This window comes from Sphingomonas sp. R86521, from assembly GCF_042466235.1.
In the GTDB taxonomy this organism is placed as follows: Bacteria; Pseudomonadota; Alphaproteobacteria; order Sphingomonadales; family Sphingomonadaceae; genus Sphingomonas.
Genome location: NZ_JAXHBY010000001.1, coordinates 2,065,650 through 2,092,514, shown reverse-complemented (window position 1 = coordinate 2,092,514; position 26,865 = coordinate 2,065,650). Strand labels below are relative to the sequence as shown.

The following is a 26,865-nucleotide window of genomic DNA, read 5'->3' as shown; positions in this document are numbered from 1 at the left end:
GGAGCGGGAGCGCGAAGCCTCTCTCAGTCACTGGCCAGCTCATATCGAAGCGCCGCGATGGCCGGACCATGCGCGCAATATCGAAAAATTACAACCGTTTCGGTCCCGGCGAACGCGATGCCTGAAGCGACAGACCCCATCGTCTGCACGTCATCACCGTCGCCTCCGCCGGGACCGTCGCCCTCAGTCCCCGGTCAGGATTCGGTCGACCAGCTGCCCGACGGTGGGCACGAAGCCGTTCGAATAGAACGGGTCCTTCTTGAAGTTATACGCCGCATGACCCGCGAACATCAGGTTCTGGTCGATGTCGCCGCCATGCGCGATATCCTGCAGCGTCTTCTGGATGCAGAAGCTGCGCGGATCGGCCAGCCGCCCGGTCGAGTTGGTCTCGGTATCCGCCCAGCTCGAGAACGAGCATTGCGACAGGCAGCCCATGCAGTCGGCCTGGTCCTTGCGGATCATGCCCTTCTCGGTCGGGCTGACGAACACCAGCGTGTTGTCGGGCGTCTTGAGCGCATCCGTATGCCCCTCGCCGAACCACGCGCGCGCGCGCAGCAGGTCGTTGCGCGTGACCCAGAAATTCTTGCCTTTCACGCCGACGTCGAGCTGGAAGACATGGTCGCCGGCCTCCTGCGTCGAGAACGCGATCTGCCGCTCGGACCGCGCCTCCAGAGAGCGCAGGAACGGATTGCGCACCGCGGACGAATAGAAGCCGGTCGGCGAGAATTTGTGGAGCAGCACGTCGCCGGGCTCGATCTGCGTCAGCGCGTCCTTCCACTGCGTCGGGATCGGGCTCTCGCGCGTGAGCAGCGGCCGGGTGCCGAACTGAAACGCGATGCTGCCGAGTTCGGGGTTGTCGATCCAGTCGTTCCAGTCGCGCAGGTACCAGACGCCGCCCGCCATGATGATCGGCACGTCGTCGGAGATCCCCCCTTCGCGCATCACGTCGCGAAGCTCTTTCACGCGGGGATACGGATCCTGCGGCTTCAGCGGATCCTCGGCGTTCGACAGGCCGTTATGCCCGCCCGCAAGCCACGGATCCTCGTACACCACTGCGGCGAGCCACTGCGACGCCTTCGAATAGGCGCGCTTCCACAGTGCGCGGAATGCCCGACCCGACGAGATGATCGGCAGGTAATGGACGTCGTAGGACGCTGCGATCTCGGACAGCTTGTACGGCATTCCGGCACCACAGGTAACGCCCGCGACCATGCCGCGGGTCCGCTCCAGCACGCCGTGGAGGATGCGCTGCGCACCGCCCATTTCCCACAGTACGTTGATGTTGATCGCGCCCTTGCCGTCGGCGATCTCGTACGCCCGCTTGACCTGCTGGACGGCGCCCTCGATCGCGTATTCGACGAGCTCCTCGTGGCGGTCGCGACGGGTCAGCGCGCTGTAGACCTGCGGGATGATCTTGCCTTCGGGATCGTAGCTGTCGGCGTTGACCGCGGACACCGTACCGATACCCCCGGCCGCCGCCCAGGCGCCGGCCGACGCATGGTTGGTCGCTGCAACACCCTTGCCGCCTTCAACCAAAGGCCAGACTTCCCGGCCATTATAGACGATAGGCTTCAGGCCCTTGAACACAACGTCACCTCTCCCGGAAAATACGGCCTCCTATAACGCAAGGACGCAGGGCGCGAGCAAATTACATCCTAGGTCAACGACCCCGGCCGCCCGATCGCCCCTTCGTACAGCGTACGGTAGCGGCCGATCATCAGTGCCTCGTCGAATTCGGCCCGCGCTTTCGCCTGGTTCGCCGCGCCGACACTGGCCCTCAGCGCCGGATCGGCGACCAGCGCCTGCAACGCATCGCGCAACCGAACCTCGCTCGGCGCCTCGGTGATGAACGGCAGATTCTCGGGCGCGACCATCTTCGCGACGTCGCCGACCGGATAGCTCGCGATCGGCAGTCCTGCTGCCATCGCCTCGATCACCGCGATCGGGAACTGCTCGCTGCGCGACGATACTGCCAGAATGTCGAAATGGCCGATATAGCGGTACGGCCGATCGAGGAACCCGGGCAGCACCACCACGTCGGCCATGCCCATTGCCGCCGCCGCCTGCAGGATATTCGCCCGCTCCGGCCCCTCGCCGACGATCACCAGCTTGATCCGTCCCGACACGCCGCCGACCGCGCGGACGAGGGCAGTCAAATCCTTGACCTCGCGGAGCCCGGCCAGCGCGCCGATCACGACCTGCTTCGCACTCGGCACGAACCCCGGGATCGCCTTCGGTTCGGGCTTCTGCGCGTAATAGGCGGTGCCGATGCCGTTGACGATCCGGTGGACGCGTTCACGCGGCTGCTTCCAGATCCTGAGCGCGATGTCCTCGAGCACCTCCGACGGTACCGCCAGTGCATGCGCCGCACCCAGCGCGAGCCGCCGATACATGTTGCGCTCGATCTTCAGCCCGCCCGCCTCGTCGGCGTTGAACCCGTCCTCGTGATGGACCAGCGGCGGCGCGCCCTTCGCGAACACGCGCCGCGCCATCACCCCGTCGATCGCGCCCCAGTTATACGTCAGCACCAGGTCGAACCGCCGCATGTACTGCGCGATCGCCTCGTAGCGCTTGACCGACGGCTTGCCGGTCAGCGGTGGCGGCGTCTGCGCGATCTCATAGGCGATACCCTTGGCGATCGCATCCCGCGCGCCCAGCGCATCCGGCACCCCCGATACGATGGTATGCCGCGCACGGTCGCCGAATGCATTCATCAGGCGAACCGCCCGCGCCTCCTTGCCGCCAAGGCTGAACGCGGAGTGCAGGTGCAGGATCTTGATCGGTGCGGCCATGATCCGCGCGATGCCGATTTATCCGCCACGTTTCAAGAGCGGGACCGGGTCGGGGTGACATAGAGCAAGTTGCTAACCATTTTCGTCGACTATGCCCGCAAGTTCGCAAAGAGAACGATGGGGGATCAGAGGATGGAGGGCACGAGAACCGCGGCGTCGGATGGCGCCGTGCTGGCGACGATAGGCCGCAAGCGTATCGGCATCGCGCTGTCCGACGCCGACGGCGCCCTGCGCACCGGCACGATCCGCAACTACGATACCGAGGCGACCACCGGCGTGACCGCCGCGCTGCTCGCGTTCCAGCAGGATTTGCAACTCACGCGATTACCGACGCGGTCGGCGATCGCCGTCGCCGGGCTGGTGCGCGGCGACGCAATCTCGATCACCAACACGCGATGGTTCCTGTCGCGATCCGGGTTGCAGGCTATGCTGGGAGAACCGCCGCTGATCCTCAACGACTTCGCCGCGGAAGCATGGGCGATCGGCAGCGCGCCGGTGCGTGCGGATGAGGCATTCGGCAGCGGGGCGACGCCTGCGATCCAGGCCCCGGGGTGCTATGCCGTTATCGGCATCACCTCCGGGCTGGGGGTCGCGGTGGTGAACCGCGTCGCGTCGGGCGCGATGACGGTCCTGCCGACGGAGGCGGGGCACGGCGCGTTCGCGGCCGCCACGCCCGAACTCGCCGCGATCGCCGCGGACCTGTTTCCCGGCCGCCATCCGGCCGCGGAGGAGCTGGTCTCGGCACGCGGGCTGGTCGCGATCCACAATCGTCTCGCGCAGCAACGCGGCGGCGCCGCCCCTATCACGCGACCCGAGGACGTCACGCGGTCGGCCGCAAACAACCCGGTAGCGCGCGCCGCGTGCGAATTGCTGGCCAAGGCGTTCTGGGCGCAGGCCAGCAGCCTGGTGATGACGTTCGGCGCATGGGACGGGCTGGTGGTGACCGGCGCACTGGCAAACGCGATCCGCCCGTTCCTGCGCCGCCCCGACGCGCAGGCGCTGTTCGTCGCATCGGCGAAGCACCAACGCACCCTGCAAGCCGTGCCGCGCGTCTTCGCCACGGTCGACAATGCCGAACTGATCGGCCTGGCGCAGGCGCTGCGAAACGAGCGGAGCTAGGCCGAGAACACTGCCTTATCGATATGCGTGATCCGGCACGCCAGATCGGCTTCCCCGCTCGCGACCACATAGAAATCGCCCGCATCGGCGATCCCCGTCGTGAACACGACGTTATCGATGTACATCTGGTCCTTCAGCGGCTCGGTCAGTGCAGGGTCGGCTTCCAGCAACGCCGCATGGTCCGTGACCACCGTGACGCTGGGATCGTCCTTGTCGAGGATCGACCAATAGGTCCGATAGATCCCGACCACGCCCGACGGCTCGACGCCGTGCCACAGCGTCAGCCAGCCGCGGTCGGTCAGGATCGGCGGTGCGCCCCCGCCCATCCGCGCGGTCGACACCGTGGCGGAATGCGGACGGATGCCGGGCTCGTCGTGGGGCTTCCAGTAAAGCGCGTCGGGCGAGCGCGACAGGTTGATCGACGGTCCGCTGCGCCATTCGCTGCCCGGCGGATAGGCGAAATACAGGTCGCCGAGCGGCCGGGTCTGCGCCCAGTACTGCCCGCCGATCAGCCCCTCGAAGATCAGCATGTCCTTGTTCTGATGATCCAGGACGATACCCTTCAGCGTCCAGTCGAGCCCGTCGTCGGAGGTGTACAGCGTCGTCGAATGCCGCTCCGGGCTGACCGAACACGTCGTCATCAGATAGCGGTCGCCGACCTTCGATATCCGCGCATCCTCGACGCCGTAGCATTGGTACGACGTGCGCGGCGCGATCGCGCGGTCGTAATGCACCGCGACGACGCTACGCCCCTCTGCGTCCAGCTCGACCGGCAGCAGCCACGACAGCGACGTCAGCGCCATCACCTTCCACCCGCCGCCGGGGATCAGGAATTTGCGCGGGTCCTTGGTATCGACCATCTCCAGCGGCCAGCCATCGAGATGGTAGGCGCCGTCGTCCCATCGGATCGCATGGACCTGCCCGTCGAAGATCGGCTTCCGCAACGCCTCCGCCACCCGGACCATGAGCAGCAGGTTGCCGTTCGCCAGCCGCGTCATCCCCGGGTTGAACGCGCCGAGCACATAGGTCTCGGCGTCGATCTTGCCCGCCAGCGGCGAGCGCGAGAGGTCGATATCGGCGGGCGTGAAGATCAGATGGTCGAGCATCGAACGCTATCCTCGAAACTTGTTACCACCCCGGCGAAGGCCAGGGTGGTTATGTGCGCGGCTACTCATCCAGCGCGCGCGGCACGATGGTCAGCTGCTGCACCACCGTCCGCGTCGGCTGCGTCAGCAGATAATGCACCCCGACCGCGATATCCTCGCCCCGCAGCATCTCGTCCGCGGCGATCATCGCGCGCTGCTTCTCGTCGGAAACGTCGGGATACTGCATGTTCGATCCGACCTTGCCGGGTTCGATCAGCGAGACCTTGATCCCCTTCGGCCCGAGTTCACGCCGGAGTGCCTCGGAGAAACCGGCGATCCCAGCCTTGATCCCGGCATAGACCGTCGAGCTGGGCCCGAGCACATGCGCGCTCATCGATCCCATCAGCACCAGGTCGCTGACCGGCTTCATCCGCGCGGCCGCGGCGTGTGCGCTGAGCAGATAGGCGGTGAAATCGAGCGCGATCGCATAGCGGAGGTCCGGCTCGCTCATCTGGGTAAGCCCGCCGGCCGCGACCGCCGCGTTGATCACCGCGACGTCGATCCCGCCGAGATAGGCTTCCGCCGCGTCGAAGAACGCGAGCACGTTGTCGGGGTTGGACAGGTCGACGACGATCCCGTCGCCCTCGCCGACCGCGCGGATCCGCGCGAGCGCGTCGGCCAGATGCCCTGCGTCATGCCCACAGATGAAGACCTTCACCCCCTCGGACGCCAGCAATACGGCGATCGCGCGGCCGATCCCCGTGGTCCCGCCGCTGATGATGGCGCGACGGCCCTTCAGGGCGCGCATCCGGGTATGCGCGTCAGCGATGTCGGTCATGAGAAACTCCCGTTATATAATGATTCCAGCGCGTCAGGCCGCGACCGGTTCCGCCGCCATCGCCAGCAACCGGTCGATCGGCGCCTGCAGCACCTCTTCGCTCAGCGTCGGCGCATGCCCTACCCCCGGTACCGTCACAAGCTCGGCGCGGTCGAGCGCCGCGACCATCCGGTCCGCCACCGCCGCCGACAACAAGTCGGACCGACCACCCCGCACGATCAGCGTCGGCACCGCGCGAAGGGTCGCGAGCGCCGACCACATATCGGGCCCCGCCTCACCGCCCACCACGCGGAACGGCTCGGCGATCTTCTGGTCGTAGTCGAGCACGATCCGCCCCGAACTGTTCAGCCGGTACAGCCGCTTGGCCATCGCCAGCCAGTCCTCGATCTCGAAGTCCGGATAGACGTCGGCATGCGTTTCCGACACCGATCGCGCTGCGTGCATCCAGGTCGGGAACACCCCGCCGCGCCCGATATGGCTGCGGATCCGCGCCAGCCCGACCGGCTCGATCTCGGGCCCGATATCGTTGAGCAGCACGCCCGCGACCCGTCCGGCCTCGAGCCCCGCCAGCAGCATCGCGACGATCCCGCCGAGCGAAGTCCCGATCGCGACGAACCGCCCGATCCCCAGTTCGCCGAGCATCGCCTCGACATCCTGGACATAGGTCAGCGGGACATAGGACATCGGATCCTTCGCATAGGCACTCTCGCCGCGCCCGCGAAAGTCGATCGCGATCACCCGCCACCGTCCCGCAAGCCGCGCCGCCAGCGCATCGAAGTCGCGCGCATTGCGGGTCAGGCCCGGCATGCAGAGGATCGGCGGGCGGCTGTCGTCGCCCCCTGAAACCATGGGATAATCGCGCGCGTGCAGCCTCAGCCCGTCCTTGGACCACCAATATCGGTTTTCATATGCGGCCATGGTTGCGTCCTTCGGGTGGCGGTCTCCATATCACCGCATGCCTACAGACCCGCAAGCCTATCACCCCGAAGCCCGCCTGCTGACGCTCGGAGACCGTTTCTACGACCCGGTCGCCGCCGCCGACTTCCCCGAGACCCGGCTGCGCTTCCGCAACGACCGCGCCGCGGCGCAGGTCGGGCTCGCCAGCCTCGACGACGGCGAATGGATCGCAGCGTTCGGCCGTTTCGACCCGCTGCCCGGCACGCTCCCCCAGCCGCTGGCGCTCCGCTATCACGGCCACCAGTTCCGCTCGTACAATCCCGATATCGGCGACGGCCGCGGCTTCACCTTCGCGCAGCTCCGCGACGGCCGGGGGCGGCTGATGGACCTCGGCACCAAGGGCTCTGGCCGGACGCCGTGGAGCCGCTCGGGTGATGGCCGCCTGACGCTGAAGGGCGGCGTCCGCGAGATCCTCGCGACCGAGATGCTCGAGGCGCTGAACGTCCCGACCTCGCGCACATTGTCGATCATCGAGACCGGGGAGGCACTGGAACGCGGCGACGAACCGAGCCCGACGCGCGGCGCCGTCATGGTCCGCCTCAACCACAGCCACGTCCGCATCGGCACCTTTCAGCGCCTCGCCTACGAACGCGACGAGGAGTCCCTGCGCGCGCTCGTCGGCTACACCCTGCGCAATCTCTACGACGAGGACAGCGACGACCCGGTCCGCCTGCTCGACCTGGTCGTCGGCCGCACCGCCACCCTCGCCGCGCGCTATATGGCGGCGGGCTTCGTCCACGGCGTGCTCAATTCGGACAACATCAACGTCACCGGCGAGAGCTTCGATTACGGCCCGTGGCGGTTCGCGCCGACCTGGGACCCGGCTTTCACCGCCGCCTACTTCGACCACCAGGGCCTCTACGCGTTCGGTCGCCAGCCCGAGGCGATCCACTGGGACGTCATGCAGCTCGCAATCAGCCTGCGCCAGATCGCCGAGAGCGACCCCCTCGTCGAAGCGCTCGACACCTTCGGCGACCGCTACATGGCTGCGGTCACCGAAGCGATCCTCTGGCGCCTAGGTGTCGTGGCCCGCGATCCGACCGAAGACCGCGCCCTCGTCCAGCACGTCGAACGCGCGCTGCGTACCACCGGCGCGAGCATCGACCGCTTCTATTTCGACGCGTTCGGCGGCACGCTCCCCGACACTTACGGCAAGCCCTGGACCGAAGTCCGCAACGCCCTCGCCCCCTACGCGCCGCGGAAAGATCGGTCGCACCCCTATTGGTCGGGCGAACCGTGCAGCATGCTGATCGACGAAGTGGAGAGCATCTGGTCCGCGATCGCCGACCGCGACGACTGGTCGCTGCTGGACGCCAAGGTCGCGAGCATCCGCGCGATGGGCGAAGCGCTGGCCTGACGCCCCGAAAAATCCGTCACCCCAGCGCAGGCTGGGGTCTCCCGCGGCTCCTGCCCCGCCCTCGCCACGGGAGATCCCAGCCTTCGCTGGGATGACGGCAAAGGCAGGACGAGGTCGCACGCCATCACCGAGCCCGGGGGTTGGTGACTTCCCCGTACCACACGCTAAAGAAAACACATGGCCGAAGAGCTCCCTATCCTACGAACCCGCCACCGGCGCGCTGCTCTGGCGCGCCCCCCTCAGCGACGTCGACGCCGAAGTTGCCGCGGCACGGGGCGGCTGGGCGATCTGGGCGTCCAAACCGCTCGCCTTCCGGATCGAGACGCTGCGCCGCTTCGCCAACGTCGTTCGCCAGCGCGCCGACGCCTTTGCCGACCTGATCGCGCGCGAAACCGGCAAGCCCGTCTGGGAAGCCCGCACCGAAGTCGACACCGTGATCGCAAAGGTCGACATCTCGGTCACCGCCTATGCCGAGCGCACCGCGCAGCGCCGGATGGACGCGCAACTCGGCAGCCGCGTCGCGCTCCGCCACAAGCCGCACGGCGTGCTCGCGGTGCTCGGCCCCTATAATTTCCCGGCGCATCTGCCCAACGGCCACATCGTCCCCGCGCTGATCGCCGGCAACGCGGTGGTGTTCAAACCGTCCGAGAAGACCCCCGCGAGCGGCGCCTTCATGGTCGACTGCTACCGTGCCGCCGGTGTGCCCGAGGATTGCATCCGCCTCGTCATCGGTGGCCCCGCCGAAGGCAAGACGCTGGCCGCGCATTCCGGCATCGACGGTCTGTTGTTCACCGGATCGGCGCGCACCGGCCTGGCGCTCAACCGCGCCTTCGCCGACAAGCCCGACAAGATCCTCGCGCTCGAAATGGGCGGCAACAACCCGATCATCGTGTGGGATACGCCCGACCTCCACACCGCCGCGGTGCTGGTGATCCAAAGCGCGTTCACCACCGCCGGGCAACGCTGCACCGCCGCCCGGCGCCTGATCGTCAATACGAAGCTCTACGATCCGCTGCTCGACGCGATCAATAAAATGATCGGCCGCATCATCGTCGGCGATCCGCATGCCAACCCCGCCCCGTTCATGGGCCCGGTGATCGACAACGAAGCCGCCGACCAGCTGACGGAGAGCTACCTCGCGCTGATGATGCGCGGCGGGCGCCCGATCCGCCACCTCGAACGCCCGGTCGCGGACCGCCCGTTCCTGATCCCGGCGCTGATCGACGTCACCGACATGCCCGACCGGCCCGATCTCGAACTGTTCGGCCCGATCCTGCAGGTCATCCGCGCTGACGACTTCGACGCCGCGATCGCCGAGGCCAACAACACCCGCTACGGCTTGTCCGCCTCGCTGATCAGCCAGACCCCCGCGCTCTACGACCGCTTCTGGGCCAACGCTCGCGCCGGCATCGTCAACTGGAACAAGCCGACCAACGGCGCCTCCAGCGGCGCGCCGTTCGGCGGCATCGGCTGGTCGGGCAACCATCGCCCCAGCGCCTATTACGCGGCGGACTACTGCGCCTATCCGGTCGTCAGCAGCGAAGCCGAAAGCGCCCGCGCCAGCATTGGGATCGGTCTGCGCGACGCCTGAGCGCGCTCCCCGGAAAAGCTCTCCTACCGCCCTCCCAAGCATCATTCCGTTGCGCCGCAGCGCGGCCCCGCCCATCTCCGGTCCATGGCAACCCTTCTAGACCCGACCGCCCGCGGGCGCGTGATCCTCGTCGGGGCGGGCCCCGGCGACCCCGGCCTCCTCACGGTTCGCGCGGTCGAGGCGTTGAAGACCGCCGATGTCGTCGTCCATGACGGCCTGATCGACCCCCGCGTCCTCGACATCGCACCGCCACAGGCACAACGCATCTCGGTCGCCAAGCAGCGCGCGCGCCACACCCTGCCGCAGGAGGCGATCAACGCGCTGATCATCGCGCACGTCCGCACCGGCGCGATCGTCATCCGGCTGAAGGGCGGTGACCCGTTCGTGTTCGGCCGCGGCGGCGAAGAGGTCGAGGCGGTCCGTGCCGCCGGCCTGCCGGTCGAGGTGATCCCCGGCGTTTCCGCCGCGCTCGGCTGTGCCGCGGAAGCGATGCTTCCGCTCACCCACCGCGACCATAGCAGCGCGGTCAGCTTCGTCGCCGGCCAGTGCAAGGGCCTCAGCGAGCAGGACTGGGCTGGCCTCGCCGGACAAGGTCGGACTTTGGTCATCTACATGGGCGTCGCCACCGCGACCGACATCGCCGACAAGCTGATGGCCGACGGCGTCGCCCCCGACATGCCTGTCGCGGTGCTCGAACGCGGCACGTTGAAGGGCAGCCGGGCGCTGCGCACGCTGCTCGCCGATCTCGGACCGATGGTGACGCGCGAAGCGGTCGCGAGCCCGGCGATCATCGTCGTCGGCGAAGTCGTCGAACTGTCCGACGCACAGGACAAGCTGGCCCGCTGGGCGCGCGTAGCAGAGGCGGCATCCGCATGAGACTCCTGACTGGCAACGATCTCCCGACCGGCGACGTCGTCTGGTGGAACGGCACCGGCTGGTCGCGCCACCTCGAGGACGCGGTCGACGTCGGCACCGCGGGCGAATCGATCCTGCGCACGGAGGAAGGCGCGCGCCGCGTCAACGTCCCCTATCTGATCGAAGCGACCGCGACCCCGGACGGCCCGCGGCCTGCGCACATCAAGGACCGCATCCGCGCGCTTGGACCGACGATGCGGCCTGATCTCACGTTGAAACCGGCCGATCCGAATGCGGGGAGTTGGGTGATATGATTCACGCAAAGACGCTAAGGCGCGAAGAGAAGCAGAGAGTGGTTCACGCGGAGGCGCGGAGACGCGGAGGTGTCATCCTTGCCGCGCAGCGGCCCTCATCATCACTGGCCGCGCAAGGATCATTAGCCGCTGGCGCGGGCGTTCTCCTCAAACGCAACTCCTCCGCGTCTCCGCGCCTCCGCGTGAACACCCTTCTTCTCTTAGCGTCTTCGCGGCTTAGCGTGATCCAACCTTCTGTCGGGCATACCCATGTATAAATACGACGAATACGATCAGTCGATGGTCGACCAGCGTGTCGACGAGTTCCGCGACCAGGTCCGGCGCCGCCTGTCGGGCGAACTGACTGAGGACCAGTTCAAGCCGCTGCGCCTGATGAACGGCCTCTATCTCCAGCTGCACGCCTACATGCTGCGGGTCGCGATCCCCTATGGCACACTCGACGGTCGCCAGATGCGCATGCTCGGCCACATCGCGCGCAAATACGATCGCGGTTACGGCCATTTCACCACCCGCCAGAACCTCCAGTTCAACTGGATCAAGCTCGACGAGACCCCAGACATCCTTGCCGAACTGGCGACCGTCGAGATGCATGCGATCCAGACGTCGGGAAACTGCATCCGCAACATCAGTTCGGACCAGTTCGCCGGCGCCGCCGCGGACGAAGTCGCCGATCCGCGTCCCTGGGCCGAGCTGATCCGCCAGTGGAGCACCTTCCACCCCGAATTCACCTACCTCCCGCGCAAGTTCAAGTTCGCGGTGATCGCGTCGGACGAAGACCGCGCGGCGATGCGCCTGCACGACATCGGCATCCAGCTGACGACGCGAGACGGCGAACTCGGTGCGAAGATCTTCGTCGGCGGCGGCATGGGCCGCACCCCGATGATCAGCCACGAAATCAAGGACTTCGTGGGCTCCGACGACCTGATGAGCTACCTCGAGGCGTGCCTGCGCGTCTACAATCGCTACGGCCGGCGCGACAATATCTACAAGGCTCGGATCAAGATCCTGCTCCACGAGATCGGTCCCGACGAATATCGCCGCCAGGTCGAGGAGGAGTTCGTCGCGGTGAAGACGCTCGGCCTCGACCCGCCGCGCGCCGAGCTGGACCGCATCACCGCCTTCTTCGGCGCGCCCGATTTCGACACTATCCCCGCACCCGCGATCGACCGCAGCGACCCCGACTTCGCGGTCTGGATCGACCAGAACGTCAAGACTCACAAGCAGGACGGCTATGCGATCGTCACGATCAGCCTGAAGCCGGTCGGCGGCATCCCCGGCGACGCCAGCGCCGATCAGATCGACCTGATGGCCGAGCTCGCGGAACGCTACAGCTTCGACGAACTCCGCGTCAGCCATGCGCAGAACATCGTCCTGCCGCACGTCCGTACGCGTGACCTTTACGACCTTTGGACCGCGCTCGCCGCTGCCGGGCTCGCCGAGCCGAACCTCGACCTGATCAGCGATATCATCGCGTGCCCCGGCCTCGACTATTGCAGCCTCGCCAACGCCCGCTCGATCCCGCTTGCGCAGAAGATCGCGACGCGCTTCGGCAGCCTCGAACGCCAGCGCGATCTCGGCGAGCTGAAGCTCAAGATCAGCGGCTGCATCAACGCCTGCGGCCATCATCACGCCGGCCACATCGGCATCCTCGGCGTCGACAAGAAGGGCACCGAGAACTACCAGCTCTCGCTCGGCGGATCGGGCGCTGAGGACGTCAGCCTCGCCAAGATCACCGGCCCCGGCTTCTCGGAGGACGGCGTGGTCGACGCGATCGAACGCGTTACCGATCGCTACATCCAGATCCGCGAGCCGGGCGAACGCTTCCTCGACACCTATCGCCGCGTCGGCTTCGAAACCTTCAAGGAGGCGATCTATGGATGAGCAACTGCTCCGCTTCCGCGACGACGAACCGCATGACGAACCCGCGGTCACGCTCGATTCGTTCATCGGCCAAAGCAACGCGACCGCGGTCCGTCTCGAAGCCGGCGACGATGCCCGTGCGCTTCTCCCGCAACTCGACCAGCTCGCGCTGATCGAGGTCAGCTTCCCCGGCTACCGAGACGGTCGCGGTTATTCGACCGCGCGCATCCTTCGCGAGGCCGGCTATGCCGGTGAGCTGCGCGCCGCTGGCGACGTGCTGGTCGACCAGATTCCGCTGATGCGTCGCTGCGGCTTCGACAGCTTCGCGCCCGAAGCGCCGATCGACATCGATGTGCTGCGCGCCAGCCTGGCCCGCTACGACACGCCGTACCAGAAGGCCGCGGACGACCGTGTCCCGATCTGGAAGCTGCGCCATGGGTAACGCCGTGCGCCAGCTCGACATGATCGACGTCACGCCCGCCTTCACGATCGTCGATGCCGCCGCGATGGAGGTCCGCTTCGCCGGCCGTTCGGCGCAGGAGATGCTGCGCGAATTGCTGAGCGGCGAGCTTGCTGGCCGCACCGCCGCGGTCTCGTCGTTCGGCGCCGAGTCGGCCGTCCTGCTGCACATGGTCTCGGAGATCGACCGCGACATTCCGGTGGTCTTCACCAACACGCAGAAGATGTTCGGTGAGACCCTCGCCTACCGCGACGAACTCGCCGAGCGCCTCGGCTTCACCGACCTGCGCGTGTTCCGCCCCGACCCACGCCTGCTCGCGATCAAGGACAAGGCTGGCTTGCGCTGGTCCTACGATCCCGACGGCTGCTGCGACCTGCGCAAGGTCGAACCCCTCCGCCGCGCCCTCGCGCCGTTCGATGCCTGGATATCGGGCCGGAAGGGGTTCCAGTCCGGCACCCGGCAGGCACTGCCGCGGTTCGAGGAAGACGAAGGCCGGCTGAAGATCAACCCGCTAGCGGACTGGGACAAGCCGCGCCTCGACGCCTATTTCGCCGAGCACGACCTGCCGCGTCACCCATTGGAAGCGCAAGGCTACCTCTCGATCGGCTGCGCCCCCTGCACCACCAAGGTCGCCCCTGGCGAAGACCCGCGCGCGGGGCGCTGGCGCAGTTTCGACAAGGTCGAATGCGGTATCCACGCCCCGACCAGCTACGACCCGATCATCTGATCGATTGCCCTCTCCCCTTCGGGGAGAGGGAGGGAGGAGCGTAGCGACGGAAGGGTGAGGGGTGTGAGGCTCGGAACGCTCGTCCCAACGCCCCTCACCCTTCCCACGGCAAGCGCCGCGGGCCCCTTCCCTCTCCCCGAGGGGGCGAGGGAGAGTTTAATACTCCGCGAGATCCGAGAACTTCGTGATCGTCGGATCGAACTTCATCCGCACCTTGCCGGTCGCGCCGTGACGCTGCTTGGCGATGATCAGCTCCGCCAGACCGTACACCCGCTCCATCTCGGCCGCCCAGCTGTTGTGATCCTCGAAGATCTTCGCGCTATCGCCCTCAGCTGGCCGCTTCGGCTCCTTCGAGGCGACGTAATAATCCTCGCGGTAGACGAACCAGACCATGTCGGCGTCCTGCTCGATCGACCCCGATTCACGCAGATCCGACAGCATCGGCGTCTTGTCCTCGCGGCTTTCGACCGCACGGCTCAGCTGCGACAGTGCCAGGACCGGCACGTTCAGGTCCTTGGCCATCGTCTTCAACCCGCGCGAAATCTCCGAGATTTCCTGGACGCGGTTGCCGTCCTTGCTCTTGCCCGATCCGCTCAGCAGCTGGAGATAGTCGACCACGACCAGCCCGATCTCGTTGTTGTGCCGCCGCTGCAGCCGCCGCACGCGCGTATGCAGCGCGCCGATGCTCAGGCCACCGGTATCGTCGATGAACAGCGGCAAATTCTCCAGCTCGGCCGCCGCCGCCGCCAGCTGTGCGAACTCGGTCCGGCTGATCTTACCCATGCGGAGCGATTCAGACGAGATTTGCGACTGCTCCGCCAGGATACGCGTCGCCAGCTGATCCGCGGACATTTCCAGCGAGAAGAACGCGACCTTGGCGCCGACCGAATCCGCCGGCGCAATGCCGTCGGCCATGTCGCGCATCCAGCGTCGCGCCGCGTTGAACGCGATGTTGGTCGCGAGCGAGGTCTTGCCCATGCCCGGACGACCCGCGAGGATCATCAGATCGCTGTGATGCATGCCGCCGATCTTGGCGTTGATCGAATCGATGCCGGTCGTCACGCCCGACAGGTTGCCGCCGGAATTGAGCGCGCGCTCGGCCATCTTGACCGCCGCGGTGGTCGCCTGCGCGAAGGTTTTCACTGCATTCTCGGTGCCGCCATCGGCCGAAACCTTGAACAGCTCCTCTTCCGCGAGCTCGATCTGCGCGCGCGGATTGACCTCCTCCGACGTATCCATCGCCCGCTCGACGAGCGTCCGCCCGACCGACACCAGCGACCGTAGCATCGCCAAATCATAGATCTGCGCCGCGAACTGCCGGGCGCCGATCAGCCCCGCACCGCTGCCGGTCAGGCTTGCCAGATACGCCGGGCCACCCAGTTCGCGCATGCCTTCGTCGGCGTCGAACATCGGCCGCAGCGTCACCGGCGTCACCAGCATGTCGTTGCCGCGCAGCGTCTTGATTGCGGCGAAGATACGGCCGTGGACCGGCTCGAAGAAATGCGCCGGCTCCAGCCGGTCGACCAGATCGTCCGCGAGCCGGTTGTCGATCATCATCGCGCCCAGCATCGCGGCTTCGGCCTCGACATTGCGGGGCAGCTGGGGGGCTTCGGGGACGGGAGCGGGGAATGCGAGCGTTGCCATCCGCTTCGTGTACGCACGCGACCCCCGCGTTCCAAGCCGGCTGCGGCGGAATGATGGGGATAAGTCGGGCAAGTGACACGCGCCGCGCGCGTCGCTATCGCGGGTCATGGCCGACCCGCGGATCATCGCTGTAGAGCTCGACGAGCATACGCTCGGCTGGCGTTCGGCGGATATCGAGCAGGAGCGCCGGATCGCGATCTTCGACCTGATCGAGGGCAATCACTTCGCGCCGCAACGTCCGCAGGCCGATGGCTATGCCGGCCCGTACCGGATCAAGCTGGAATCGTCCGAAGGTCGGCTCGGGATCCACATGTACCGCGAGGATGGCACGCATATCGAGACGCTGGTGCTGGCGCTCGGCCGCTTCCGCCGTCCGATCAAGGATTATTTCGCGATTTGCGACAGTTACTACCAAGCGATCCGCGCCTCGACGCCGCAACAGATCGAGACCGTCGACATGGCGCGCCGCGGCATCCACAACGAGGCGGCGGAGTTGCTGCGCGAACGCCTGGCGGGCAAGATCGACGTCGATTTCGATACCGCGCGGCGGCTGTTCACGCTGATCTGCGTCTTGCACATCCGTTGATGGACCGGCGCTGATGTACGGACTCTGGAAAACCGCCAGCGTGTTGGTCGCGATCGGAATCCTCGCGATCGTCGGATGGCATTACGCCACCGGCTGGCACCCATCGGTCAAGGACTACACGCTGCAGGGCGTCGACTTGGGCGAGAACCCGGGTCCGGTCGAATGGGGCACCGTGCGCGCACGTGGTGCCGACTTCGCCTATATCGTCGCAACCTCGGGCGCCGACCGTCGCGACCCTGGCTTCGAAGCCAATTGGGCCGCGCTTCCCGAAGCCGGCCTGCGTCGCGGCGCGGTCCACGTGTATTCGCTGTGCCAGAGCGCCAGCGACCAGGCTAACGCCTTCAACACCTTCGTGCCGCAAGCCGGCGACGCGCTGCCCGCCGCGGTCGATATCGCGTTTCACGACGACTGCACCGCCCGCCCCGATCGCGCCGCGCTGATAGAGGAGGTCGCGCGCTTCGTCGCGATGGTCGAGACGCACACCGGCAAACCGATGCTGCTGCGCATCGCGAAGCCCGTCGATGTCGCGTACCGCCTGTCCGATGCGCTCGCGCGCCCGATCTGGGCGGTGGCGAATGTGATGACGCCGCATTATGCCGCCCGGCCCTGGCGGATGTGGCGTGCGAGCGACTTCCGCCGTATCGACGGGATCGAGGGACCTGTGAACTGGAACGTGGTGGCATCATGAACGAAGCAACGACACTCGTGGCCGCGGCCCGCCGCGCATCAGCCCACGCGCACGCCCCCTATTCGCGGTTCGCGGTCGGCGCTGCGCTGTTGCTTCGCGACGGCAGCATCGTCACCGGCGCCAATGTCGAGAACGCCAGCTACGGCCTCTCGCTCTGCGCAGAAACCGTCGCGGTCGCCACCGCCAGCGCCGCCGGTCGCCTGCGCGAGATCGTCGCGATCGGCGTGATCGGCGGCGCGATGGACGCCGACGGCAACGCCACCGGGACGACCCCCGTCAGCCCGTGCGGCCGCTGCCGCCAGGTTCTCAACGAAGCCGCTCAAATGGCCGGTGTCGACCTGCCCGTCCATTGCGGCGCCGCGGAGGGCGATGCGATCCGGACTTACCGCCTGTCGGAGCTGCTGCCCGATGCTTTCGGGCCGGCCGATCTCGGCATCGGCTAAACGCCTGGCGCGGCGCCAGCGCCGGTCATCGCCCCTGTAAGCTCGCCGGAACGGCCACGGTCGCGAGAGGATGTTTCGACCGCCAGCGGAGCCCGCGAAGATCACCAACGTTAGACGCGGCCGGTGCGCAACGCTCTAGCCCAGTCGGCGCGACCATTGGCCTCAGCATCACGAGCCGCCTGCTCCCAATCATACTCGACCGCAATCAGCTCGACCGTCCAGCCGTGGCCGTCGTCGGACAAGATAGCGTACCGCGCATGCGGCGACCCGCTCTCCGCCACATGCGCATAGGGGCGGTCGTCGTCGTACGCCGGAAGGCCTACGCTTCCCGGGTTGACGATCAAGTGGCCACCATCGAGCCGTACCACACGTTGAAGGTGGGTGTGGCCGCACAGGATCACCGAAGCATCGATGTCTCCGATACGGCGTTCGATTTCGGCGGTGGTTGCCGGACGAATGCCTGTCTCGTCGACGGTTTCCAACAGATAGGTCAGGTCGCAATCGGGCGTGCCATGGACGAGAAGCACGTCTTGGAACAGACGAAGGGTCGCCGGCAGCGCTGCAAGCCACCCACGCTGTTCCGGCAGCATCGTCATCGCGGCGTGACGGTCCGACAGGCCCATCTTATCGAGGGCGTGCGTGGAAAGCTGACGTTCGTGGTTGCCGCGTATCGTCGGGAACTCGAGCGGCATCAGTCGGTCGGCGGTTTCCCTTGGGAACAGGCCCCCCGAGCATATGTCTCCTAGGTTGACCATCTTCTCGACCTTCCGCCCGGCGGCGTCGGCCAGGACGGCGTCGAGAGCGGCGACGTTACCGTGGATATCGGAGATAACACCAAGCTTCATCGCGGCATTCTAGCGAAGCAAGCGCTCGCCGATAACCCCGCGCTGGCAAACGGCTCCGGGACTTCCACGAAGCCGGCAACTACGGGAACAGCACGTCGTCGTACGTAGGCCCCGTCAGCCCCGCCCCCTTGCCCTCGTCCGACATCCGGGCGAAAGCCGCAGCGAAGGGGAACTGCCATGTCCGTCCTGTCCGACCGCTGGATCCGCGAGCGAGCGCTTGCCGATCGCATGATCGAGCCGTTTCACGAGGCCCAGCGCCGCGACGGCTGCATCAGTTATGGGCTGTCCTCGTACGGCTATGACGCGCGCGTTGCCGACGAGTTCAAGATCTTCACGAACGTCGACAGCGCGATCGTCGATCCCAAGGATTTCGCCGCGAACAGCTTCGTCGATCGCAAGACGGACGTCTGCATCATCCCGCCGAATAGTTTTGCACTGGCGCGCACCGTCGAATATTTTCGCGTGCCACGCGACGTACTGGTCATCTGCCTCGGCAAGTCGACCTATGCGCGCTGCGGGATCATCGTCAACGTGACGCCGCTCGAGCCCGAATGGGAGGGCCATGTGACGTTGGAGTTCTCGAACACCACGCCGCTGCCGGCGAAAATCTACGCCAATGAAGGCGCCTGCCAGTTCCTTTTCCTGCAGGGCAACGAGCCATGCGAGGTGAGCTATGCCGACCGCGCCGGTAAATACATGGGCCAACGCGGCGTAACCCTGCCGCGACTCTAGGGGCTTACCCGCCCGCCGAACGTGGGCTCCGCGTGAACCGTTGGTTACGTTCCCTCACACTGGTAGAAGCGGATACCCCTCAGCGTTCAGTCGCGCTGGCGGCTCAGCGCGTCGCCATCTGCGGCGCGAACCGCGCCAACCCGCGCTGTGCGAGATCATGCGAAGACACCACAGCGCCCGACGGCATGTCGAGCGCGACCGCCGGCTTGTCGAGAACGGCCGCATACAGCGCCTTGGCTTCTGCCGCGCGTCCCGTGTTCCGATAAACCGCGGCGAGATTGAGCATCAGCTCCGGCCGGTCGGGAAAAATCCGGCGCTCGGCGACGATGCTTCGTTCCGCAGCCCCCATGTTGCCAGCCGCGATCTGCGAATAGCCGGTTCGCTCGGCGGCGATCGCAGGGGTCGCCGCGACGACCAGGCTCAGAACGATCAGGGGAACTACACGCACATCCGATCTCCTCATGACCTTCCTCTTCGGAAAGGTTTCACTTTTGTGACATCGGTGTGTCACTTTCGTTACGCGCGTGCAAGTCTAATCGCAGACTCCCGACGTCGGAGTGACCAAAACGAAAAAGGGCGGCCCCGCAGGACCGCCCGTAGATATTCGACGCTATCGTTCGACTTAGAAGTCGTTGCGATACTGCTCGTTGCCGATGAAGCCGAGCTTGGTGATCGCGGAGCGCTTCACCACGGCCAACGTACGGTCGACCACCTCGTAGCGGGCCTGCGGATCCGGCTGGAAGTGCAGTTCCGGCTCCGGGCTCATCGTCGCGGTCTGGTCGAGATACTGACGCAGCGTTACCTCGTCGACCGGCGAACCGTTCCAAGACACGACACCGGCTGGGTCGATCGAGATCTTGTTCTTTTGCGGGTCGATCGGGTTCTGCGGCGGGTTCGGGCTGTTGACCGGAAGGTCGACCTTGACCGCGTGCGTCTGGATCGGAATGGTAATGATGAACATGATGAGGAGAACGAGCAGGACGTCGATCAACGGCGTCATGTTCATTTCCATCATCGGGCCGTCGTCTTCTTTGCCGCCGCTCATTGCCATGTCATGCTACTCCTAAATAGGTCCGAGCGATCGTCAGCGTTCGGTTGTGCCGCCGGCGGGCGGCTGTGAGATGAAGCCTACGCGGGCAAAGCCGGCGCGCTGCATCGTGTAGATGGTGCCGCCGATGCACTTGTACGGCGTGTTCACGTCGCCGCGGATATGTGCTTCGGGAAGCTCCAGACCGGCAACATTCGCGCCACCCTGGCGATCGATCTCGGCCTTCAGCTTGACCACGGCACGATCGAGCAGCTCGGTCGAGGTGACCGGGCTCATGCCCCAGAACACCGCGCAGCTGCCGTCGGGCTTGGTCGTCACCGACAGCGAGACGTTCTCGGGCTTGGTCGTCGTCGGATCGAAACGGACATCCGGAAGCTTCAGTTGCACCGCCTGGACCGCGACGGTCGTCGTCACCAGGAAGATGATCAGGAGCACAAGCATGACGTCGACCAGCGGCGTCGTATTGATGTCCGATATCGATTTCTCGGTGGAATCGCCACCAACGTTCATCGACATGTGCGAGTTATCCTATCCGTATCATTTATCGCCACCGGATCGCCCGGTGGAATGGGGCCGCCACACCGGCAGCCCCATCATATGCCGTTACGGGCGGGTCGGAACGCCACCGGTCTGGCCGGCAGTCGTCGTACCAGCAGCCGAAACCGGCTTGGCAACCGGCTTGGCCGCACCAGCAACGACCGGGCGCACGGCGCCGTTCGATGCCAGGAAGCCGAGCACGTCGTTCGAGAAGGCCGAGAGGTCCTCCGAGATCGACTTGTTGCGACGCTGCAGCCAGTTGTACGAGAGCACGGCAGGAACCGCGACGACCAGACCCAGAGCGGTCATGATCAGTGCTTCACCGACCGGGCCTGCGACCTTGTCGATCGATGCCTGGCCCGATGCGCCGATCTTCACCAGTGCGCGGTAGATGCCGATAACCGTACCGAACAGACCGATGAACGGCGAGACCGAACCGACCGTCGCGAGGAAGGCGAGACCGCCACCCAGCTTCGAGTTGATCGCGGCTTCCGAACGCGCCAGCGAACCGTGCAGCCAGTCATGCGCCTCGACCGGATCGGTCAGCTTGGCGTGCTGCTCCTGCGCGGCCAGGCCGTCGTCGACGATCTGCTTGTAGGCCGAGTTCTTCTCGAGCTTGGCCGAACCCTCGCGCAGCGAGTTCGACTGCCAGAAGCTCTGGCGGACGCGCTTCTGTTGATTGATCAGCTTCTGCTGCTCGAACAGCTTCGAGAACAGGATGTAGAACGAGACGACCGACATCAGCACCAGGATGCCGAACACGGTCTGCGAAATCAGACCGCCTTCCTTCAGGGCCTGCGTCAGGCCGTACGGGTTCTCGGGAGCGGCGGCGCCCGCCGCGGCAAGGATAGTGGTGAACATGATGGGTTGGTCCTCTGACTAGTCAATTTCGTTCGTGACGAAGAAGATTCGGAATGCGTGGTACGGCGTGCGATTACTGCGGGGGCACCTTCCAGGTGACGCTGAAGCTCGACGTCGCCACCATCGGGTTACCGTTGGTGTCCTTTGCCGCCGAATAGCGGCCGCGACGCTTCGCCACAGCGCAGGTCTGGTTATCCAGCGCCGTGTTCCCGCTCGACGAGGTCACGGTGCAGCCGGAAACCCGCCCGTCGGTACCGATCGTCACCTTGATGCTCGTCCGGCCCTGCGCCTCTTCGCGCAACGCAGACGGCGGATAGTCGTCGTTGGAGTACCACGAAATCGGGTTCCCCTTCGCGACGGCGCCCTGCGAGATCACCGGTGCCGGCGGTGCCGGCGGCGACGGTGGAGCAGGCGGTGCCGGCGGTGCCATCGGCTGGCTCAGCGGAATGATCGTCGAGGTCTGGATCTGCGGAGCAGGAGACGGCGTGACGACCAAAGGCGGCGGCACGACGACCGTGGTCGGCGGCGGCGGCAGGTTTGGCTGGTCAGGCGGCGGCGGCGGGGGCTCGTCGGGCGGAGGCGGCGGCGGCGGCGGCTCCACGTCGAACGTGTTAAGCTTTTCTTGGGCCTTTTTCACGTACTGGTACGCGAGGCCGGTGACGAAAGCATAGCCCAAGGCCGCATAAATCAGCGCGACGATTACGATCGCGGCGATTTTGCCTCCGGACATCTTTTGGTCAGTATAGGCCATTCAGAAACGACACTCCCTCAATCTGCCTGTCCCGGACGCTACGCGGCGTCGGAGGCACAAAACACAAAAACGTCTTCCGTGGGCCGGAGCATCCACGGGGCAGCGTGCAAGTCCTATCGCCACGCCTTGCGACACGCAAACGCTTTGTCGGACGCAACAAACGTACAAGCGCATGATGACACCAATATTTCTGTTTCGTTCAGGTGCAATGGGGTAGCGGACAGGCATGATTGCACCACGCCACCGTTCCGCCGCGCTGGTAGCGCTCGCACTTCTCGCCGCGCCGGCTACCGCGCAGGGCCTGCCCCAAGGTGCAATAGCGTCCGAAGTGATTCGGTCGGGTACAGCCGGGCTTGGCTATGCCGATCTTACCGATCTGGTGCTGGCGGCACCCGTGATCGCCGATGCCACAGTACGTTCGGTCAGCCGAATCAAGGGAGTCGAAGCCGCCGGGGTCGCGCCAGACCGGGTACGGCTCTACGTCGAGGTCGACGTGACCGCGCTGATCCGCGGCGCGCAGGGCCTGCCGCCACGGATCGGGTATCTCGTCGACGCCCCGCTCGACGCCCGCGGCCGCGCGCCGAATTTGAAGAAGACCCGCGTCCTCGTTCTCGCCCGCCCGGTCGCCGGCGCGATCGACCAGGTCCAGCTCGTCGCGAGCGATGCGCAGTTGCCGTGGACGCCCGAAACCGATTCGCGGCTTCGCACGATCGCCCGCGAGGTACTGGCTGCCGATGCACCGCCCGTGATCACCGGCGTCGGCAATGCCTTCCACGTCGCGGGTGCATTGCCCGGCGAAGGCGAGACGCAGGTGTTCCTGACGACAGCCGACCAGCGTCCGGTTTCGCTGTCGGTACTGCGCCGCCCTGGCGAGCAGCCGCGATGGGCGGTGGCGCTGAGCGAGATCGTTGACGAAGCCGCAGCACCACCGGCGCGCGATACGTTGCTCTGGTACCGCCTCGCCTGCGCGTTGCCAGCGACCCTTCCGGCGCACAGCACCTCGGCGCTCGAAGCGGCCGATGCGCAGGTCGCGCAGGAGGATTACAGCTTCGTCATTGCCGCACTGGGGGATTGCGCCCGGACCCGGCGCTGATCTCCAGCACCTGTCCGGTCGTCGACCACGCATCCTCGAGGAAGGCGATCGCCGCGTCGACATCGCGGGTGTCGGCACCCTGTTCCGGCACTACCGCGTTCACCCGCATCCCGGGCGCGCGCTCGATCGCCAACGGCCCGACGGCCGCGCGTGCCAGCGCCATCTCCAGCGGACTACGCGCCGCAATCACAACGACGAGCGAATCATCCGTCGCGGCTCGCACGAGCGCCGCGATGTCATGCTCTGCCGCAAGGTCCAACCGCATCAGCGGCGATGCCGCACCAGCGTCACACCGATCAATTCACCCGCCTCGGCAATCGCCAGCTTGACGATCTTCACCATCACCCGCGTCACCCGTGCATCCTGCAGGAACACCGTCTCGCAGATATGATCGGCGACGGCCTCGATCAGCGTGAAGTGCACGCCAGGTGGCAGCGCTTCGGTCGCGGCGCGTTTCAGCTCCATATAGTTCTTCGAAGCCGACAACGGCGTGTCCGGTGCGAAATGGCGCGGGCAGACAAGATCGACGGTCAGCGAAATCCGCAGCGGCTGCGGCAGATGCGTCTCCTCCGAATATATACCGGTCAGGACCGGCACTTCGATGTCGTGCACTTCGAGTTGAAGACTGTCTTCCATCCTCGCGCCTCTAGGATCACGCGGTGCGCGCGGCAATCCACTTGCGTTCACGCACCCGACCGGTAATGCGCGCGGCGATCGGCGCCGCGGGCGCCCGAGCGGGAAATACCGATGATCACGATCGTACGTCTGGATAGCATCGCGGCGGCCGACGTCGAAGCCCTGCTCGATCGTGCCTTCGAACCCGGACGCCACCGCCGCACCGCCTATATCGTACGCGGCGCAGCGCATGCGATCCCGACCCTCAGTTTCGCCGCGCTCGACGACGGCATGCTGGTCGGCAGCATCCAGTGCTGGCCGGTCGCGCTCGTCGCCGACGATGGCGTCGCGCAGCCGCTGGTCATGGTGGGCCCGGTTGCGGTCGATCCGACGCATCAGATGCACGGCATCGGGCGGCTGCTGATGACCGCCGCGCTGGATGCCGCGGCCGCACATCGGCTCGACGACGCGATGATGCTGATCGGCGATCCCGAATATTACGGCCGCTTCTTCGGCTTCAGCGCGGAGCGTACCGCGGACTGGATGCTGCCCGGCCCGGTCGAGCGCCACCGCCTGCTTGCGCGCGGTCCCGGCGTACCCGCGGTCGCCGGCACGCTCGGGCCACGCATCGCCGTCGCCGCCTGACGCCAATACGGCGCGGCCCGCTTTACGGACGAGCCCCGCTTTACGGAAGAGGTCGCCGCGCCTACCTCGCACCGATGCCCATGGACGCCCTTCCCGACCTCGCCTCGCTCAGCCTCGCGGAAATCGCCAAGCTGGTCGAGGACGCCAAACTGCCGCCCGTCGATACCTGGACCCCGACGCATTGCGGCAACAGCGAGATGCGGATCGCGCGTGACGGAACCTGGTATCACCAGGGCTCGCCGATCGGCCGCCCGGCGATGGTCCGGTTGTTCTCGACGATCCTCCGACGTGAACCGGACGGTGGCTATGTTCTGGTCACGCCGGTCGAAAAGCTCGACATCGAGGTCGAGGACGCGCCGTTCGTGGCGGTCGAAATGAAGGCCGAGGGACAGGACCGCAATGCGCGGCTCGCCTTCCGCCTCAACACCGGCGACCTCGTCACCGCGGATGCAAACCATCCTCTGCGCTTCGTCGACGATGCAAGCGGCCCCCGCCCCTACCTGACGGTTCGTGGCGGCCTGGAGGCGCTGGTGGCGCGCCCGGTCTATTACGAACTCGCCGAGCGCGCGATCGCTGGTGGTGAGACGCCCCCCGGCATCTGGAGCAACGGCGCCTTCTTCGCGCTGGACGCCGCAGCATGAGCCTTGCCGATCGGTTGGCAACCGCCCTCGCCCGCGATGTCGATCCCGGCATCGTGCTGTTGAGCGGCGACCGCGAGGACGCCCAGCCCGGCGAATCACTGCACGAAGCCGCAGTGCTGGTCGCCATCACCGACCGCGCCGAACCCGGCATCATCCTCACCAAACGCACGGACACGCTACGCCGCCACGCCGGCCAGATCGCGTTTCCGGGTGGCCGGGTCGATCCGGGGGAAGATGCGACCGCCGCGGCCCTTCGCGAAGCCGAGGAAGAGATTGCGCTTCCTCCCGCCGCGGTCTCGGTGATCGGCGCGGTTGATCGCTACCGCACCGGCACCGGCTATCACGTCACGCCGGTGATCGGCGTCGTCCCGCCCGATCTCACGCTGCATCCCAGCGAAGCCGAGGTCGCCAGCGTCTTCGAAGTTCCGATCGCCTTCCTGTTCGATTCCGCGAACCAGATCGAAGCCAGCGCGCAGTGGAAGGGTGAAACCCGGCAGTATTACGAGATCAACTGGCAGGATCGGCGCATCTGGGGCGCGACCGCGGCGATGATCGTCAACCTGTCGCGCCGGCTGGCACGCCTGTGACGACCCTTCCCGATGCACCCTGGCGCAACCGCGTCGGGCTCGAGCAGCTCGCTACCGCGCTCGGCGCACAGGACGGCCAGGCGCGCTTCGTCGGTGGCGCGGTGCGCGACACGCTGCTCCAACTCGACGTCGCCGATATCGACATCGCGACTTCGCACGCCCCCACCGAGGTCATCGCCCGGCTCCAGGACGCCCGCATCAAGGCGATCCCCACCGGCCTCGCGCACGGCACGATCACCGCGATCGTCGAGGGTGCGCCGGTCGAGGTGACGACGCTGCGTCGCGATGTCGCAACCGACGGCCGCCACGCGATCATCGCCTATACCGACGACTGGCGCGAGGATGCCGCACGCCGCGACTTCACGATCAACGCGCTCTATGCGGACCCGGCGACCGGCGAGGTGTTCGACTATTTCGGCGGGCTCGACGATCTCGCGGCACGGCGGGTTCGCTTCATCGGCGACCCGCTGCAGCGGATTGCGGAGGATCATCTCCGCATCCTGCGCTTCTTCCGGTTCCAGGCGCGGTTCGGCGAAGCGATCGACCAGGCCGGGCTCGACGCCTGTACGGCACGCGCCAACGACCTGATGGCGCTGTCCCGCGAACGCATCGCCAGCGAGGTGATGAAGCTGCTGGTCGCGACCGGCGCAGTAGCGGTCGTCCGATTGATGGTCGAACGCGGCATTTTCCGCGCCGTGCTGCCCGAAATCGATGAGGCGGGGGCGGACCGGCTTGCCGAACTCGCGCAGCGCGAACAGGCGGCGGGCATCGCGCCCGATCCTATCCGCCGCCTCGCCGCGGTAATTCCGGCGGCGGATGCCGAATCGGTCGGCGCTCGCCTGAAACTGTCGAATGCGGACCGCAAACGCCTGATCGCGGCCACGGCCGGCCCCGGCGAAGAGGGCACCCGCGGGTTGGCCTACCGCGCTGGTATCGTCGGTGCGACCGATCGGCTGTTGCTGGCAGGCGGGGACCTCACCGCGATCCAGGGCTGGACGCCCCCCACGCTCCCCATCAACGGCGGGGCGCTCGTGGCGCGCGGGTTACGCAAAGGCCCCGACGTCGCGGCCATGCTGCGCCGGATCGAGACGCTGTGGATAAACGAAGGGTTTCCGGACGCAGACCGCCTCTCAACAGTCGCCGACACATTAGTCGCCGAGGTACTGGCAGCCCAATCAGCGCCGGAATAATCAG

General features: G+C 66.5%; 31 protein-coding genes. 17 read left to right on the top strand and 14 right to left on the bottom strand.

Annotated elements, in window-relative coordinates:
- Window positions 1-183: 183 nt before the first annotated feature.
- Both SJY20_RS09670 and SJY20_RS09665 read right to left on the bottom strand, forming a co-directional pair.
- Window positions 184-1,587: an NAD(P)H-dependent flavin oxidoreductase gene (locus SJY20_RS09670; protein ID WP_380786584.1), complete on the bottom strand. Its 1,404-nt coding sequence runs from the start codon at window positions 1,585-1,587 to the stop codon at window positions 184-186.
- Window positions 1,588-1,655: 68 nt separating this feature from the next.
- Window positions 1,656-2,792, bottom strand: coding sequence for a glycosyltransferase (locus tag SJY20_RS09665; protein WP_380786583.1), 1,137 nt, complete (start codon window positions 2,790-2,792; stop codon window positions 1,656-1,658).
- A 132-nt stretch (window positions 2,793-2,924) separates the two neighbouring features.
- Here SJY20_RS09665 and SJY20_RS09660 point away from each other — a divergent pair, with 132 nt between their 5' ends.
- Window positions 2,925-3,911: a glucokinase gene (locus SJY20_RS09660; protein WP_380786581.1), complete on the top strand. Its 987-nt coding sequence runs from the start codon at window positions 2,925-2,927 to the stop codon at window positions 3,909-3,911.
- Here the strand turns inward: SJY20_RS09660 and SJY20_RS09655 are convergent.
- From SJY20_RS09655 to SJY20_RS09645, 3 genes are all read right to left on the bottom strand, one after another.
- A complete protein-coding gene (locus SJY20_RS09655) occupies window positions 3,908-5,017 on the bottom strand; it encodes a glycosidase (RefSeq protein ID WP_380786580.1) in 1,110 nt (369 codons plus the stop codon). The two genes, SJY20_RS09660 and SJY20_RS09655, sit on opposite strands and share 4 nt — an antisense overlap.
- 61 nt (window positions 5,018-5,078) lie before the next feature.
- A complete protein-coding gene (locus tag SJY20_RS09650; protein ID WP_380786578.1) occupies window positions 5,079-5,834 on the bottom strand; it encodes an SDR family oxidoreductase in 756 nt (251 codons plus the stop codon).
- A gap of 33 nt (window positions 5,835-5,867) precedes the next feature.
- Entirely contained in the window at window positions 5,868-6,752 is an 885-nt protein-coding gene (locus tag SJY20_RS09645) for an alpha/beta fold hydrolase (protein ID WP_380786576.1), read from the bottom strand.
- 37 nt (window positions 6,753-6,789) lie between these two features.
- Here SJY20_RS09645 and SJY20_RS09640 point away from each other — a divergent pair, with 37 nt between their 5' ends.
- The 7 genes from SJY20_RS09640 (at window position 6,790) to SJY20_RS09610 (ending at window position 13,955) form a co-directional block, all read left to right on the top strand.
- The gene (locus tag SJY20_RS09640; protein WP_380786575.1) at window positions 6,790-8,148 is read left to right on the top strand and encodes a protein adenylyltransferase SelO family protein; all 1,359 of its coding nucleotides are present in this window, start codon (window positions 6,790-6,792) and stop codon (window positions 8,146-8,148) included.
- A gap of 91 nt (window positions 8,149-8,239) precedes the next feature.
- Window positions 8,240-9,739 (top strand): succinylglutamate-semialdehyde dehydrogenase, encoded by a 1,500-nt coding sequence (gene astD, locus SJY20_RS09635; RefSeq protein WP_380786574.1) that lies wholly within the window; start codon window positions 8,240-8,242, stop codon window positions 9,737-9,739.
- Between the two features lie 84 nt (window positions 9,740-9,823).
- The gene (cobA, locus tag SJY20_RS09630; protein WP_380786573.1) at window positions 9,824-10,615 is read left to right on the top strand and encodes a uroporphyrinogen-III C-methyltransferase; all 792 of its coding nucleotides are present in this window, start codon (window positions 9,824-9,826) and stop codon (window positions 10,613-10,615) included.
- The gene (locus SJY20_RS09625) at window positions 10,612-10,908 is read left to right on the top strand and encodes a DUF2849 domain-containing protein (RefSeq protein ID WP_380786572.1); all 297 of its coding nucleotides are present in this window, start codon (window positions 10,612-10,614) and stop codon (window positions 10,906-10,908) included. Before cobA ends, SJY20_RS09625 begins: the two co-directional genes overlap by 4 nt.
- A gap of 249 nt (window positions 10,909-11,157) precedes the next feature.
- A complete protein-coding gene (locus tag SJY20_RS09620; RefSeq protein WP_380786570.1) occupies window positions 11,158-12,789 on the top strand; it encodes a nitrite/sulfite reductase in 1,632 nt (543 codons plus the stop codon).
- On the top strand, window positions 12,782-13,210 hold the full coding sequence (locus SJY20_RS09615; protein WP_380786569.1) for a DUF934 domain-containing protein: 429 nt from the start codon (window positions 12,782-12,784) through the stop codon (window positions 13,208-13,210). Before SJY20_RS09620 ends, SJY20_RS09615 begins: the two co-directional genes overlap by 8 nt.
- Entirely contained in the window at window positions 13,203-13,955 is a 753-nt protein-coding gene (locus SJY20_RS09610; protein WP_380786567.1) for a phosphoadenylyl-sulfate reductase, read from the top strand. Before SJY20_RS09615 ends, SJY20_RS09610 begins: the two co-directional genes overlap by 8 nt.
- 156 nt (window positions 13,956-14,111) lie before the next feature.
- On the opposite strand, the gene SJY20_RS09605 is transcribed toward SJY20_RS09610, so the two are convergent.
- Window positions 14,112-15,599 (bottom strand): replicative DNA helicase, encoded by a 1,488-nt coding sequence (locus SJY20_RS09605; RefSeq protein WP_380786566.1) that lies wholly within the window; start codon window positions 15,597-15,599, stop codon window positions 14,112-14,114.
- A gap of 106 nt (window positions 15,600-15,705) precedes the next feature.
- Here SJY20_RS09605 and SJY20_RS09600 point away from each other — a divergent pair, with 106 nt between their 5' ends.
- Genes SJY20_RS09600 through SJY20_RS09590 form a run of 3 tightly spaced genes read left to right on the top strand, consistent with a single transcriptional unit; the run spans window position 15,706 to window position 17,316 of the window.
- Complete coding sequence (locus tag SJY20_RS09600) at window positions 15,706-16,185, top strand: UPF0262 family protein (RefSeq protein WP_380786564.1); 480 nt, start codon at window positions 15,706-15,708, stop codon at window positions 16,183-16,185.
- A gap of 13 nt (window positions 16,186-16,198) precedes the next feature.
- On the top strand, window positions 16,199-16,873 hold the full coding sequence (locus SJY20_RS09595) for a GH25 family lysozyme (protein ID WP_380786562.1): 675 nt from the start codon (window positions 16,199-16,201) through the stop codon (window positions 16,871-16,873).
- Complete coding sequence (locus SJY20_RS09590; RefSeq protein WP_380786560.1) at window positions 16,870-17,316, top strand: cytidine deaminase; 447 nt, start codon at window positions 16,870-16,872, stop codon at window positions 17,314-17,316. Before SJY20_RS09595 ends, SJY20_RS09590 begins: the two co-directional genes overlap by 4 nt.
- Before the next feature lie 110 nt (window positions 17,317-17,426).
- Here the strand turns inward: SJY20_RS09590 and SJY20_RS09585 are convergent, their stop codons facing one another.
- Window positions 17,427-18,161: a metallophosphoesterase family protein gene (locus tag SJY20_RS09585; protein ID WP_380786559.1), complete on the bottom strand. Its 735-nt coding sequence runs from the start codon at window positions 18,159-18,161 to the stop codon at window positions 17,427-17,429.
- 177 nt (window positions 18,162-18,338) lie between these two features.
- On the opposite strand from SJY20_RS09585, the gene dcd reads away from it, so the two are divergent.
- Entirely contained in the window at window positions 18,339-18,893 is a 555-nt protein-coding gene (gene dcd, locus SJY20_RS09580) for a dCTP deaminase (protein WP_147081236.1), read from the top strand.
- Between the two features lie 103 nt (window positions 18,894-18,996).
- Here the strand turns inward: dcd and SJY20_RS09575 are convergent, their stop codons facing one another.
- The 5 genes from SJY20_RS09575 to SJY20_RS09555 form a co-directional block, all read right to left on the bottom strand.
- Window positions 18,997-19,341, bottom strand: coding sequence for a tetratricopeptide repeat protein (locus SJY20_RS09575; protein WP_380786557.1), 345 nt, complete (start codon window positions 19,339-19,341; stop codon window positions 18,997-18,999).
- Window positions 19,342-19,515: 174 nt separating this feature from the next.
- Window positions 19,516-19,944, bottom strand: coding sequence for an ExbD/TolR family protein (locus tag SJY20_RS09570; RefSeq protein WP_380786556.1), 429 nt, complete (start codon window positions 19,942-19,944; stop codon window positions 19,516-19,518).
- 33 nt (window positions 19,945-19,977) lie between these two features.
- Window positions 19,978-20,457 carry an ExbD/TolR family protein gene (locus tag SJY20_RS09565; protein WP_380786554.1) on the bottom strand — a complete coding sequence of 160 codons (480 nt, stop codon included), beginning with the start codon at window positions 20,455-20,457 and terminating at the stop codon, window positions 19,978-19,980.
- A gap of 87 nt (window positions 20,458-20,544) precedes the next feature.
- Window positions 20,545-21,339 carry a MotA/TolQ/ExbB proton channel family protein gene (locus SJY20_RS09560; protein ID WP_380786553.1) on the bottom strand — a complete coding sequence of 265 codons (795 nt, stop codon included), beginning with the start codon at window positions 21,337-21,339 and terminating at the stop codon, window positions 20,545-20,547.
- Window positions 21,340-21,412: 73 nt separating this feature from the next.
- The gene (locus SJY20_RS09555) at window positions 21,413-22,090 is read right to left on the bottom strand and encodes an energy transducer TonB (RefSeq protein ID WP_380786552.1); all 678 of its coding nucleotides are present in this window, start codon (window positions 22,088-22,090) and stop codon (window positions 21,413-21,415) included.
- Between the two features lie 226 nt (window positions 22,091-22,316).
- Here SJY20_RS09555 and SJY20_RS09550 point away from each other — a divergent pair, with 226 nt between their 5' ends.
- Window positions 22,317-23,183 (top strand): hypothetical protein, encoded by an 867-nt coding sequence (locus SJY20_RS09550; protein ID WP_380786550.1) that lies wholly within the window; start codon window positions 22,317-22,319, stop codon window positions 23,181-23,183.
- Here the strand turns inward: SJY20_RS09550 and SJY20_RS09545 are convergent.
- On the bottom strand, window positions 23,143-23,448 hold the full coding sequence (locus tag SJY20_RS09545; protein ID WP_380786549.1) for a Rossmann fold domain-containing protein: 306 nt from the start codon (window positions 23,446-23,448) through the stop codon (window positions 23,143-23,145). The two genes, SJY20_RS09550 and SJY20_RS09545, sit on opposite strands and share 41 nt — an antisense overlap.
- Window positions 23,448-23,819, bottom strand: a complete 372-nt coding sequence (locus SJY20_RS09540) for a dihydroneopterin aldolase (protein ID WP_380786547.1) — start codon at window positions 23,817-23,819, stop codon at window positions 23,448-23,450. Before SJY20_RS09540 ends, SJY20_RS09545 begins: the two co-directional genes overlap by 1 nt.
- A 111-nt stretch (window positions 23,820-23,930) precedes the next feature.
- Here SJY20_RS09540 and SJY20_RS09535 point away from each other — a divergent pair, with 111 nt between their 5' ends.
- From SJY20_RS09535 to SJY20_RS09520, 4 genes are all read left to right on the top strand, one after another.
- Window positions 23,931-24,443, top strand: a complete 513-nt coding sequence (locus tag SJY20_RS09535) for a GNAT family N-acetyltransferase (protein ID WP_380786545.1) — start codon at window positions 23,931-23,933, stop codon at window positions 24,441-24,443.
- A 74-nt stretch (window positions 24,444-24,517) separates the two neighbouring features.
- Complete coding sequence (locus SJY20_RS09530; protein ID WP_380786543.1) at window positions 24,518-25,084, top strand: DUF1285 domain-containing protein; 567 nt, start codon at window positions 24,518-24,520, stop codon at window positions 25,082-25,084.
- A complete protein-coding gene (locus SJY20_RS09525; protein ID WP_380786542.1) occupies window positions 25,081-25,671 on the top strand; it encodes a CoA pyrophosphatase in 591 nt (196 codons plus the stop codon). Before SJY20_RS09530 ends, SJY20_RS09525 begins: the two co-directional genes overlap by 4 nt.
- Entirely contained in the window at window positions 25,668-26,861 is a 1,194-nt protein-coding gene (locus tag SJY20_RS09520) for a CCA tRNA nucleotidyltransferase (protein WP_380786541.1), read from the top strand. Before SJY20_RS09525 ends, SJY20_RS09520 begins: the two co-directional genes overlap by 4 nt.
- The last annotated feature ends 4 nt before the right edge of the window (window positions 26,862-26,865 follow it).